At 71.7% G+C, this 12399-nt stretch carries 8 protein-coding genes; 2 read left to right on the top strand and 6 right to left on the bottom strand.

The window, feature by feature from the left end; translation table 11 throughout:
- Positions 1 to 385: 385 nt before the first annotated feature.
- Both ACFYXM_RS14975 and lepA read right to left on the bottom strand, forming a co-directional pair.
- Positions 386 to 2275 (bottom strand): AMP-dependent synthetase/ligase, encoded by a 1890-nt coding sequence (locus tag ACFYXM_RS14975; protein ID WP_389289411.1) that lies wholly within the window; start codon positions 2273 to 2275, stop codon positions 386 to 388.
- A 489-nt stretch (positions 2276 to 2764) separates the two neighbouring features.
- Positions 2765 to 4639, bottom strand: coding sequence for a translation elongation factor 4 (gene lepA / locus ACFYXM_RS14970; RefSeq protein WP_389289410.1), 1875 nt, complete (start codon positions 4637 to 4639; stop codon positions 2765 to 2767).
- Positions 4640 to 4854: 215 nt separating this feature from the next.
- Here lepA and rpsT point away from each other — a divergent pair, with 215 nt between their 5' ends.
- Positions 4855 to 5121, top strand: coding sequence for a 30S ribosomal protein S20 (gene rpsT, locus ACFYXM_RS14965; RefSeq protein ID WP_073787504.1), 267 nt, complete (start codon positions 4855 to 4857; stop codon positions 5119 to 5121).
- Between the two features lie 624 nt (positions 5122 to 5745).
- On the opposite strand, the gene holA is transcribed toward rpsT, so the two are convergent.
- Positions 5746 to 6732, bottom strand: coding sequence for a DNA polymerase III subunit delta (holA, locus tag ACFYXM_RS14960; RefSeq protein ID WP_389289409.1), 987 nt, complete (start codon positions 6730 to 6732; stop codon positions 5746 to 5748).
- A 267-nt stretch (positions 6733 to 6999) separates the two neighbouring features.
- Here holA and ACFYXM_RS14955 point away from each other — a divergent pair, with 267 nt between their 5' ends.
- Positions 7000 to 7245, top strand: coding sequence for a hypothetical protein (locus tag ACFYXM_RS14955; protein ID WP_389289408.1), 246 nt, complete (start codon positions 7000 to 7002; stop codon positions 7243 to 7245).
- A 26-nt stretch (positions 7246 to 7271) separates the two neighbouring features.
- Here the strand turns inward: ACFYXM_RS14955 and ACFYXM_RS14950 are convergent, their stop codons facing one another.
- The 3 genes from ACFYXM_RS14950 to ACFYXM_RS14940 all read right to left on the bottom strand — a co-directional run bounded on the left by ACFYXM_RS14950 (position 7272) and on the right by ACFYXM_RS14940 (position 12066).
- Positions 7272 to 8168 (bottom strand): YceI family protein, encoded by an 897-nt coding sequence (locus tag ACFYXM_RS14950; RefSeq protein ID WP_389289407.1) that lies wholly within the window; start codon positions 8166 to 8168, stop codon positions 7272 to 7274.
- Positions 8169 to 8710: 542 nt separating this feature from the next.
- On the bottom strand, positions 8711 to 11308 hold the full coding sequence (locus ACFYXM_RS14945; protein WP_389289406.1) for a ComEC/Rec2 family competence protein: 2598 nt from the start codon (positions 11306 to 11308) through the stop codon (positions 8711 to 8713).
- Positions 11305 to 12066, bottom strand: a complete 762-nt coding sequence (locus ACFYXM_RS14940) for a helix-hairpin-helix domain-containing protein (RefSeq protein ID WP_389289405.1) — start codon at positions 12064 to 12066, stop codon at positions 11305 to 11307. Before ACFYXM_RS14940 ends, ACFYXM_RS14945 begins: the two co-directional genes overlap by 4 nt.
- Positions 12067 to 12399: the final 333 nt, after the last annotated feature.

The raw sequence follows: 12399 nt of genomic DNA, 5'->3' as shown, positions 1-12399 counted from the left end.
CATAAGCGGCGAGTTGCCGAAGTGAGCGCAGAAGAATTCGGACCGGCCGCACGGCGCGGCCGGTCCGAAAGCCCCTGTCACCGCACTCTGCGGGCCCGGGTACCGGGCCTCACGGGGTGCGGTGAGGGGCGGCTGCGCCGGGCGCCCTGCGGATGCCGCCGCGCCCTGGCGAGATTGCGCGGTTACGACCTGGGGAACAAGAGGGAGTGGATCAGCGAGCGGCGTCATGCGGCTTCGAATCCAAGGCGGAGGAGGGAGCCGGATGGGGCCTCCCCTGCTCGAAAGCAGCTGAGAGCTCGGGGAACGAGCGTCGGTGACCGGCGACAACGCGGGAGGCGGAGTCGCACGGCGTCGGGAGCCCGCCCCCCTATTGCTCCCCAGGTCGTTACACCTCGCGGGCCCCCACGTACATGTCCTCGATGAGGTCCTTGTACTCGCGCTCGACGACGGGCCGCTTCAGCTTCAGACTCGGCGTCAGTTCGCCGTGCTCGATGTCCAGATCGCGGGGCAGCAGCCGGAACGTCTTGATGGTCTGCCAGCGTTGCAGCCTCTCGTTGAGCCGCCGCACATAGCCCTCGATGAGCTCGACGACCTGCGCCGAGGCCACCACCTCGGCGTACGGCTTCCCGTCCAGACCGTTCTCGGCGGCCCAGCCGAGGATGGTCGGCTCGTCGAGTGCGATGAGGGCGGTGCAGTAGTTGCGGTTCGCGCCGTGCACCAGGATGTTCGAGACGAACGGGCAGACCGCCTTGAACCGCCCCTCGATCTCCGCCGGGGCGATGTACTTGCCGCCGGACGTCTTGATCAGGTCCTTCTTGCGGTCGGTGATCCGGAGGTAGCCGTCCACGGACAGTTCACCGATGTCCCCGGTGTGGAACCAGCCGTCCGCCTCCAGCACCTCGGCGGTCTTCTCCGGCTGCCCGTGGTAGCCCTGCATCACGCCGGGGCCGCGCAGCAGGATCTCACCGTCGTCGGCGATCCGTACCTCGGTGCCGGGAAGTGGCTTGCCGACGGTGCCGGTGCGGTACGCCTCGCCCGGGTTGACGAAGGAGGCGGCGCTGGTCTCGGTGAGGCCGTAGCCCTCCAGGATGTGGATGCCGGCGCCCGCGAAGAAGTAGCCGATGTCGGGGGCGAGCGCCGCAGAACCGGAGACGCAGGCGCGCAGCCGGCCGCCGAAGGCCTCGCGGATCTTGGCGAACACGAGGGTGTCGGCGATCTTGTGCCGGGCCCCGAGGGCGAACGGGACGGAGGACGCTCCGGTGCGCCGGAAGTTGTCCTGCGAGACCATCGCGTACTCGCGGGCGACCCCGGCCGCCCACTGGAAGATCTTGTACTTCGCCCCTCCGCCGGCCCGTGCCTTGGCGGCGACACCGTTGTAGACCTTCTCGAAGATGCGGGGCACGGCGGCCATGTACGTCGGCTGGACCACCGGCAGGTTCTCGATGATCTTGTCGACCCGGCCGTCCACGGCGGTGACGTGACCGACCTCGATCTGACCGGAAGTGAGGACCTTGCCGAAGACGTGCGCGAGCGGCAGCCAGAGGTACTGGACGTCGTCCTTGGTGATCAGACCGGTCGCCACGGTGGCCCTGGCCATGTACGACCAGCTGTCGTGCGGCAGCCGCACGCCCTTGGGGCGGCCGGTGGTGCCGGACGTGTAGATCAGGGTGGCCAGTTGGTCGGACGTGATGGAGGCGACCCGCTTCTCGACCGCGTCGGAATGCTCGGCCAGGTACCGCGCGCCCCGGGCCTCCAGATCGGCGAGGGTGAGCACCCAGCCCTCGGGGTCGCCCTCGGCGGTTCCGGCGCCCTCGGGGTCGACGACGACGACATGGGCGAGGTTCGGCAGCCCTTCGCGGCGTTCGCGGGCCTTGGCCAACTGCTCCGCGTTCTCCGCGATCAGCACCCGGCTCTCGGAGTCGGAGAGGATGAACGCGGACTCGTCCGTGTTGGTCGACGGATAGACCGTGGTGGTGGCGGCGCCCGCGCACATCACGCCGAGGTCGGCGAGGATCCACTCCACCCGGGTGCTGGAGGCGAGCGCGACCCTCTCCTCCGGCCGCACGCCCAGGTCGATGAGTCCCGCCGCGATCGCGTACACCCGCTCGGCGGCCTCGGCCCAGCTCAGCGACTTCCACTCATCGGGCCCCTCGCCGGTGGCCGAGGGGACCGGGTAGCGGTACGCCTCCCCGTTCGGAGTCGCCGCCACGCGGTCGATGAAGAGGTTCGCCACGGAGGGCGGTCGGTTCTCGATCTGGGTCTGTGTGTCGCTCACGACATCCTCCGGGCCTGCGGCAGTACTTCACGACCGGCTGCTGGTCGCTGCTGGTGGCTATGTGTGGCTGCTTGTTTCCTGCTGAGCTTGTTTCCTGCTGAACTGCTTGTTTCCTGGGGGCTGTTTGTTTCCTGCGGGCTGCTGTTCCGTTCCCTCGGGCCGGTACCGCGTTCCTTCGTGCGTCCGCGTGCTCGCCGTCCCGCCCGGGCCGCACGTCCACGTGGGGCGCACGTCCCGCGCGAGCCGGACGCGTTCCGCGCGGCCGCGACACCCGTCCCGCGCTGCTCACCCCGCGCTACCCGGTCCCACTTGTTTAACTGGTGAGTAACTACGAGGCCGTGATCAGGGTAGAGCGCCCGCGTCCGCCGCGTAAGAGGCAAGGGGCCGCCGCTTCATAACGAACGGGCCCCCGTGTCGCGCGGTGCGCGGCGACACGGGGGCCCGTCGGGACCTCACGGGGTGCCACCCCGGGCGGGGGAAGGGCGGGGGCTACTTCTTGCCCTTGCTCTCCCCGCCGGACTCGTCCGTGGACAGCACCGCGATGAAGGCCTCCTGCGGCACCTCCACGCTGCCGACCATCTTCATCCGCTTCTTGCCTTCCTTCTGCTTCTCCAGCAGCTTCCGCTTACGGGAGATGTCACCGCCGTAGCACTTGGCGAGGACGTCCTTGCGGATGGCGCGGACGGTCTCACGGGCGATCACCCGGGAACCGATGGCCGCCTGGATCGGCACCTCGAAGTTCTGCCGCGGGATCAGCTCACGCAGCTTGGCGACCAGCCGCACGCCGTACGCGTACGCCTTGTCCTTGTGCGTGACGGCGGAGAACGCGTCGACCTTGTCGCCGTGCAGCAGGATGTCGACCTTGACGAGCTGGGCGGTCTGCTCGCCGGTGGGCTCGTAGTCGAGGGAGGCGTAGCCGCGCGTCTTGGACTTCAGCTGGTCGAAGAAGTCGAAGACGATCTCGGCCAGCGGCAGGGTGTAGCGGATCTCGACCCGGTCCTCGGAGAGGTAGTCCATGCCGAGCAGGGTGCCGCGCCGGCTCTGGCAGAGCTCCATGATCGCGCCGATGAACTCGCTGGGCGCGAGGATCGTGGCGCGCACGACGGGCTCGTGCACCTGGTCGATCTTGCCCTCGGGGAATTCGCTCGGGTTGGTGACGGTGTGCTCGGTGCCGTCCTCCATGTCGACGCGGTAGACCACGTTGGGCGCGGTGGCGATGAGTTCGAGCCCGAACTCGCGCTCCAGGCGCTCGCGGATCACGTCGAGGTGGAGCAGGCCGAGGAAGCCGACGCGGAAGCCGAAGCCGAGCGCGGCGGAGGTCTCCGGCTCGTACACGAGGGCGGCGTCGTTGAGCTGGAGCTTGTCGAGCGCCTCGCGCAGGTCCGGGTAGTCCGAGCCGTCCAGCGGGTACAGCCCCGAGAACACCATCGGCTTGGGGTCCTTGTAACCGCCCAGCGGCTCGTCCGCGCCCTTGCTCTGGGAGGTGATCGTGTCACCGACCTTGGACTGCCGGACATCCTTCACACCGGTGATGAGGTATCCCACCTCACCGACGCCGAGGCCGTCGGCCGCGGTCATCTCCGGGGAGGAGACCCCGATCTCCAGCAGCTCGTGGGTGGCGCCGGTGGACATCATCCGGATCCGCTCGCGCTTGTTGAGCTGGCCGTCGACGACACGGACATACGTGACCACGCCGCGGTACGAGTCGTAGACCGAGTCGAAGATCATCGCGCGGGCGGGGGCGTCGGCCCGGCCGACCGGGGCCGGGATGTCCTGGACCACCCGGTCGAGCAGCGCGTCCACGCCGACGCCGGTCTTCGCGGAGACCTTGAGCACGTCCTCCGGCTGGCAGCCGATGAGGTTGGCCAGCTCCTCGGAGAACTTCTCCGGCTGCGCGGCCGGGAGGTCGATCTTGTTGAGCACCGGGACGATGGTGAGGTCGTTCTCCATCGCCAGGTAGAGGTTGGCCAGCGTCTGGGCCTCGATCCCCTGCGCGGCGTCGACCAGCAGGACCGTGCCCTCGCAGGCGGCGAGCGAGCGGGAGACCTCGTAGGTGAAGTCCACGTGGCCCGGGGTGTCGATCATGTTGAGGACGTGGGTGCGGCCCTGGTCCTCGCCCGTGGTCGGGGCCCAGGGCAGACGGACCGCCTGGGACTTGATGGTGATGCCGCGCTCGCGCTCGATGTCCATGCGGTCGAGGTACTGGGCGCGCATCTGCCGCTGGTCGACCACGCCCGTCAGCTGGAGCATCCGGTCGGCAAGGGTCGACTTGCCGTGGTCGATGTGCGCGATGATGCAGAAGTTGCGGATCAGCGCCGGGTCGGTACGGCTCGGCTCGGGCACGTTGGTAGGAGTCGCGGGCACGCAGGGTCCTGATTCTTGAGACGCCGAACGCCGTGTCTCGGGTCGATGTCGGTTCGGTCGGATCGATACGTAGCCTCCATCGTCCCATGGTTGCGGGGCGGAGACCGGTTTGGGCCGGTCGGAGCACGGCTGGTACCGTTGACAGCTGTGCTTCGCGGCTCTCCCGGGCCACGGGGCACGCATCGAAGATCCAACGAACCTGAAAAGGCTCTTTCGTGGCGAACATCAAGTCCCAGATCAAGCGGAACAAGACGAACGAGAAGGCGCGCCTGCGCAACAAGGCCGTCAAGTCCTCGCTCAAGACCGCTATCCGCAAGGCCCGTGAGGCCGTCGCCGCCGGTGACGTCGAGAAGGCCACCACGGCCGCTCGCGACGCCTCCCGTGCGCTCGACAAGGCCGTCTCGAAGGGTGTCATCCACAAGAACGCCGCCGCCAACAAGAAGTCGGCGCTGGCCTCCAAGGTTGCCTCCCTCCAGGGCTGAGCTGTCTGAGATCCACCTGCCGGAACGGATCAGCGGGCCCTCTCTCCCGCCCCTGCCCGGCCCCCGCGCCGCACACCGAACCTGCGTTCGCCACGCGGGTGCGGCGCACCAGATGTGACCCGAGGGCCCCGGTCCCGCTCTTCCCCGGAGCGGGACCGGGGCCCTCGGTGTTTCCGTGCTTCTCTGCTTTTCGGCGTTACTTCTGCGCTTCTTCCCTTCTGCGCTTCTGCGCTTCTGCGCTTCTTCCCTTCTGCGCTTCTGCGCTTCTGCGCTTCTGCGCTTCTGCGCTTCGGACTTTCTGAGCGCCCGGTGGTACGGCCTTTCGCGTGCCCGGGGGGGGGCCGCTCCCGCGCTCCACTCCCCGCAAGGTTCTGGTCCCGCTCACTCGGAGGCTCCGCCCTCCCCCGCCCGGGCCCGGCGTCGTCGAGGCGCGGCCCGGGGCCACGCCCCGGCCCGCCCCCGGTCCCTTGTGTGCCGTCAGCCGGCCCGGTTCCGGTGTTCGCTCCGGTCAGCGCCTCGTGCCCGGCCCCGCGAACGGCCGGCCGTCCCGTACCCGGCGGCGCCTCGAACCGGGCCCCGCGAGCGACCGGCCCGTGTCGGCGTCTGTCGGCGCGTCCGTACCGGTCAGCGCCTCGACCGCGCCGCCCTGGCGACTGCCACGACGGCCTTCTCCAACGCGTACTCCGGGTCGTCGCCGCCGCCCTTTACCCCGGCGTCCGCGTCCGCGACCGCCCGCAGCGCCACTGCCACGCCGTCCGGCGTCCATCCCCGCATCTGCTGGCGCACCCGGTCGATCTTCCACGGCGGCATGCCCAGCTCACGGGCGAGGTCCGCGGGCCGCCCGCCCCGCGCCGAGGAGAGCTTGCCGATGGCCCGCACACCCTGCGCCAGCGCGCTGGTGATCAGCACGGGCGCCACACCGGTCGACAGCGACCAGCGCAACGCCTCCAGCGCCTCCGCCGCCCGCCCCTCCACCGCGCGGTCGGCGACGGTGAAGCTCGACGCCTCCGCGCGGCCCGTGTAGTAGCGCGCGACGACCGACTCGTCGATCGTGTCCTCGACGTCCGCGACGAGCTGCGAGACCGCGCTGGCCAGCTCCCGCAGATCGCTGCCGATCGAGTCGACCAGCGCCTGGCACGCCTCGGGGGTCGCGGACCGCCCCAGCGTCCGGAACTCCGACCGGACGAAGGAGAGCCGCTCGGCGGGCTTGGTCGTCCTGGGGCACGCGACCTCCCGCGCCCCTGCCTTGCGTGCCGCGTCCAGCAGGCCCTTGCCCTTGGCTCCGCCCGCGTGCAGCAGAACGAGGGTGATCTCCTCGACCGGATCACCCAGATACGCCTTGACGTCCTTGACCGTGTCGGCGGAGAGGTCCTGCGCGTTGCGCACGATCACCACCTTGCGCTCCGCGAAGAGCGACGGGCTCGTCAGCTCGGCGAGAGTGCCGGGCTGGAGCTGGTCGGGCGTGAGGTCGCGGACATCGGTGTCGGCGTCCGCGGCACGGGCCGCCGACACCACCTGCTGCACGGCACGGTCGAGGAGCAGGTCCTCCTGTCCCACGGCGAGCGTGAGGGGAGCGAGCGGGTCGTCGGTGGAATTCCTTCTGGTGGCCATCGCCATCCAGCATCCCACGCACCACGGACACCGCTCGGCCTCCCTCCCCCGAAGCCGCCGCGCGACGGACGCACGCCTCCGAGGTGTACGTCGCGCCCGGGTGCGAGGCGCCCCGCGCGGGTCCCGCTCGCCCGGCTGCCGCACCCGGGCGACGACATCGTGCCGGCCCCGGGCACGAAGCACAGGACACGTGAACGGTCGTTGGGGCCGCCCGCCGGAGCTGCCGGACGGGACAGCGTGGCGCACTCCGTACGGGAGAATGGGCAGGTGAGTGATGTGAGACATGTGCTGGTCCTGCCGGATCGCGACGCCGCGGAAGAAGTGACCGAGGAACTCGGCGACCGTTTCGAGGTGGACGAGGAACCCCGGCTCGTACGCGACGCGCTGGCCGGCGAGGACGATGCCGAGGACGCCCAGTGGCTGGTGGTCGTGGAAGATCCCTCGGGGCGGCTGGACGCTTCGGCTCTCGACGCGCTCGCCGCGGAGCACGAGGGCTGGCTCGAGACCCCGTAGTGGCGGTGGGGTGTGCCCCTCCTGATTCAGCGCCCCTGTCCGGTCTTGGGGACGATCTGGATGTCCAGGTCGATGGAGATGCTGGAGCCGACGGCGGCGATGCCCCGGGCCAGCATGGTCTGCCAGGTGAGGGTGAAGTCCTCGCGGTGCAGATCCGTGGTGGCCCGGCAGGCGGCACGGGTCTCGCCCTCCAGGCCATTGCCCAGGCCGAGGTACTGGGTGTCCAGGGTGATCGTGCGGCTGACGCCGTGCAGCGTGAGGGCACCGGTCACGCCCCAGCGGGTGCCGCCGCGGTGGACGAAGCGTTCACTGTAGAACTCCATCGTCGGGTAGCGGCCGATGTCCAGGAAGTCGTTGGACCGCAGGTGGTTGTCACGCATCTGGACGTTCGTGTCGATCGACGCGGCGTCGATGACGACGTGCATGGCGGATTCCTCCATGCGGTCGGCGATCCGGACGGCACCCGCGAAGGTGTTGAACCGGCCGTGGATGCGCGCCATGCCGATGTGCCGGACCGTGAAGCCGATCTGCGAATGCGTCGGTTCCACCTCCCACTCGCCCGGTGCGGGGAGCTGCGGGGGCGCGACGATCTGCAGGGTGATGTCGCCCAGTCGCGTGTGGCCGCCCTCGACGACCGTGGTCGCGCCGTGGAACGGGGTGAAGCCCTCGGCCGTGACGGCCAGTCGGTACTCACCGGCCGGGACGGTGGCGAGGATGTTGCCGTACGGATCCGTCTCACCGCCGACGACCTTCCGGCCCGCGCTGTCCGTGACGACGAACTCGGCCTGCTGGACGGCGTCGTCGACCGGGTCGAGTACGCGGCAGCTGAGCACTCCGGCGGTATGCGGCACATCCAGCCCGGTGAGGGCGTTGCCACGCGGAACGTTCGCCGTTTCCCTGCTTCGCAGCCAGCGACCGAACATCTCTTGCCTACCCCCTCGGGGTGAATCACCTTGGGGCCTGACGACTGGACATACGCGTCGGAGCACCGGCCCACTGACGAGCATGCATTCGACCACTCTTGTGGCGTTCGAGGCAAACGGAGCAGCTCGCAGGTGCTTGCGTAGAGGTGTTACCGAAGGTCCGAATTGGCCGTTCCGTCTACGCCGCGGTCGGCGGCGCGGCACACCGGCTCCCCGCTGACGAACTGCCCGGCCCACCGCTCCCTGCAGTCGCTGTCACACCGCCCGGGTGCCCCGCAACCACCCCCACCCGCGCCCGACGCCGCTCTCGCCAGGACGACGGACCGCCACGGACCGCCGCCAGCCGTCCGCGGCGGCCGGCGGCGGTCCGCGTGGCCGTGGCCACAGAGCGGTCCGCGGCGGCCGGCGGCGGTCCGAGGCAGCCCGACGGCCGTCCGCGTGGCCGTGGCCACGGAGCGGTCCACGGCCACGATCGCGGCCGATCGCGGCCACGACGACATGCCCATGCGGGCAATCCGCATGACGGTACGTCGCGGTGGCGTTCACGAGCGGCCGACCGCCCGCAGTCCCGCCCCGGCTCCCGACACGGCGACCGCGCCGTCCGTATCCGTGCGCAGCACCACCGCGCCGCCCGCCCTGAGCGCGTCGACGGTGCGTGGGGAGGGGTGCCCGTACGGGTTGTCCCTGCCCACGCTCACCAGGGCGAGCCTCGGGCGCACGCCGCGTATCAGAGCGGGGTCCTGATGAGCGGAACCATGATGGGCGACCTTGAGCACGTCCACGTGCGGCAGCTGCGGGTGTCTTCGCAACAGCCCCTGCTGGGCCGGGGGTTCGAGGTCGCCGAGGAGCAACAGCGTCGGCCCGCCGGTCCGGACGTACAGCGTGATGCTGGAGTTGTTGGGCTCCCTCGGCAGGAACTCCCCCGGCAGCACGGAGGCACCGCCCGCCGCTCCGCCCGGCCCCGCACCACCCGCAGGCCAGAGAACCTGCCAGTCGAGCGGGCCGAGCCGTCGCCGTTCACCGGGGACGGCCCGGATCAGGGGTACGCCCGAGGCGGCGGCCGTTCTCCGTACGAACGCGGCCTGGTCCGGAGGTTCGTCCAGACTCGTCGTCTGGATCGCCCCCACCGCTCTGCCGCGGAGTACCCCCGGCAGTCCCCGGACGTGGTCCGCGTGGAAGTGTGTGAGCACCAGGAGCGGCACCTCGGAGATGCTCAGGTCGTCCAAACACCGGTCGACGAGCCCCGGGTCGGGCCCGGTGTCGACGACCACGCCCCTGGCACCCCCCGCGGCCAGCACCAGCGCATCCCCCTGCCCCACGTCGCACATCGCGAACGCCCAGTCGGGAGACGGCCATCCGGTCAGCACCCGGGTGAGCGGCACCGGGCGGAGCACCGCGAGGACCAGCAGCAGCGCGGCCGCCGCACAGACCCATGGGTGGCGCACAGCACGACGCATGAACAGCACGACCAGGACCGTCAGCGCGGCGAGCAGCAGCGCCCCCTTCCCGCCGTCGGGCCAGTCGATCGCCGCACCGGGCAGCGCCGCCCCGGTGCGGGCCACCGAGCCGATCCACCCGGCGGGCCATCCGGCGACCCGGGCGAGCCCCTCTGCCACTGGCATGGCCACCGGCGCGACGGCGAGCGCGGCGAACCCCAGGATTGTGGCCGGGGCCACCGCGAACTCGGCCAGCAGATTGCACGGGACCGCCACCAAACTGACCCGCGAGGCGAGCAGCACGACGACCGGCGCGCACACCGCCTGCGCAGCTGCGGCCGCGGCCAGCGCCTCGGAGACCCGGGGCGGGAATCCGCGCCGCCGCAGCGCGCCGCTCCAGTGGGGCGCGATGGTGAGCAGGGCTCCGGTGGCGAGCACGGAGAGGACGAAGCCGTAACTGCGCGCCATCCACGGGTCGTACAGCACGAGCAGCAGAACCGCTGCGGCCAGCGCCGGGATCAGCGATCTGCGGCGACCCGTGCCGATGGCGAGCAGGGTGATCAGTCCGCAGGCCGCGGCCCGCAGCACGCTCGGCTCGGGCCGGCAGACGATGACGAAGGCGAGCGTGAGCCCTCCGCCGAGCAACGCTGTCAGCCGCAGCGGGATGCCCAACCGGGGAGCCAGGCCACGACGTTCTGCGCGCAGCGCGGTGCCCGGCGGCCCGATCAGGAGGGCCAGCAGAATGGCCAGGTTGGCACCCGAGACCGCCATCAGGTGGGTGAGATCGGTCGCCCGGAAGGCCTCGTGCAGTTCCGGCGAGATCCGGGACGTGTCGCCGACCACCAGGGCGGGCAGCAGCGCCCGGGCGTCGGGACCGAGCCGCTCGGTCGCCCGCCGCAGGCCGCCCCGCAGCGCACCCGCCGTGCGCTGGACGAAGGAGGGCGGCCCGATGATGCGGGGTGGGCCCTTGCCCTCCGGCCGCAGCACGGCGGCGCTGCGCTCCCCCTCGTGCAGGGGCGGCGCCAGCCGGCCGCCGATGCGCAGTCGGGTGGAGGGGAGCAACTGCTCCCACCGGGCCGTCGATCCGCCGGGCGGGACGATCAGCAGCACCGGCGTGCTCAGCCGCGTGACCGCGCCGTCGGGCCCGGTCAGCCGCGTGATCTCGGCGTCGATGAGGAGCGAGACGGGTGTGCTGTGGTCCCCGCGCACCCGCGGCACGGTCCGCCGTGCGTCGGAGGTCACGGTCACCTCCGCCTCGACGTTCTCGAAGCGCTGCGCCAGGTCGTGCACCGGCCCCTTCCGCACGTCCGCGCTGTGCAGTCCGGCCGACGCGGCACCGACGGCGGCACAGAGCAGCGCCGCCGCGATGGCGGTCGCGGTGGTGTACGGCCGCCGTCCGCCCGCCGTGCTCCCGCCGTCGGCCACCTCTCCCCCGGTGCCGGCTCCGGGCCCGCGGGGCCCACCGGGCGTCGAGGCCCTCGGCAGCGCCAGGAGCATCAGGGCCGTGCCGACACAGAGCATCGCGCCTGTCGCCGTCCACCACCCGGGCGCGCTCAGTGCGAGTGCCGCCCCGGCCCACGCCGCGATCGCCGGTGGGACCAGCCTCAGATCCGCCGGCCCCTCCCGCCGAGGGTCTGACGCCCCGGGCCGACCGCTCGACACCGGCCGACTGTCCGGCACCGCGTGGGTCTGCGCCGGATTCATGGCCCCACCAATGGCCGCAGGTCGGCGAACCGCCGGTCGCCGATGCCGTTGACCTCGCGGAGCTCGTCGACCGACCGGAAGCCGCCGTGCCGCATGCGGTAGTCGATGATGTGCTGAGCGAGCACCGGTCCGACGCCCGGCAGTGCGTCGAGTTGCTCGACGGTCGCGCTGTTGAGACTGACCGGCCCGGTCGCGGAGCCGGAACCGCCACCCGTGCCGCCGACGGATGCCCCGCCGTCGACGACGGGAGTGCCCGGCGGGACACCCACCACGATCTGCTCCCCGTCCACGAGAACCCGTGCCCGATTGAGCCCGGTGAGGTCGACGCCCGACCGGGCTCCGCCTGCTGCCCGTAGCGCGTCGGCGACCCTGGCACCGGACGGCAGTCGCTGGATCCCCGGCCGCCGCACCTTCCCGCTCACGTCCACGACGACGTGAGCGGCCTCCTCTGCGACGGGCTTTGCTCCGGGCGACGGCCCGGGGACCGCGGCGTCACCGGGCGCCGGGCGCGCCGCCCCGGCCCGTGCGGCCTCGCCGACCAGGTCGGGGGGCCGCACGGAATGCGGACGTGCCGACCAGAAATGTGCCGCCGCGAAGCCCACGGCCACGACAAGGACAACGGCCAGTGCGGCAAGGGTCTTGGGCTCCACCCCGCATCTGAGCTGAAGCCATACCGGAATCCGCTCCCGCAGCGCGGGCCCCAGCCGCGCCCCCAGGCCCGGCAGGGCGGAGCCGTTCCCCGGGGCCGGTGGGGGCATCGTGCTCGAGCGAGGGGGCGGTGTGGGGGCGGCGTCCGGTGCCGTCGCCGGTAACGGGCCCGGCGCCACGAGCGGGTCGGGGTCCGGACCAGTGGGCGCCCCAGGCACGGACCGCGTGCCCGGCACGCCGTCCGCCCCTCCTATGAGCGCGTCCGCGCGACGGCGCGCGGCCGCAGCCACACTGTCCCTGCTCCCACGCGACGCTCGCCGTCGTCCGGGGCCGAGACCGGAGCCGCCACGACCACGCCCCGGTCCGCTGCCACTGCCGCTGCCGCTGCCGCCATCGGTCGCGTGAAGTGTGCTGGTCGTACGGAGTGTTCGCAGAGTCATGCC

This window comes from Streptomyces sp. NPDC002476 (assembly GCF_042889785.1).
Taxonomy (GTDB): Bacteria; Actinomycetota; Actinomycetes; order Streptomycetales; family Streptomycetaceae; genus Streptomyces.
The sequence above is the reverse complement of the archived record's forward strand: the minus strand, read 5'-3'. Positions and strand labels throughout refer to the sequence as shown.

What these genes read in the sequence shown, in the direction of transcription:
- holA (WP_389289409.1), bottom strand. Translation starts at nt 6,732, where the DNA reads ATGGCCACCAGAAGGAATTCCACCGACGACCCGCTCGCTCCCCTCACG.
- ACFYXM_RS14950 (WP_389289407.1), bottom strand. Translation starts at nt 8,168, where the DNA reads ATGTTCGGTCGCTGGCTGCGAAGCAGGGAAACGGCGAACGTTCCGCGT.
- ACFYXM_RS14945 (WP_389289406.1), bottom strand. Translation starts at nt 11,308, where the DNA reads ATGAATCCGGCGCAGACCCACGCGGTGCCGGACAGTCGGCCGGTGTCG.
- ACFYXM_RS14940 (WP_389289405.1), bottom strand. Translation starts at nt 12,066, where the DNA reads ATGCCCCCACCGGCCCCGGGGAACGGCTCCGCCCTGCCGGGCCTGGGG.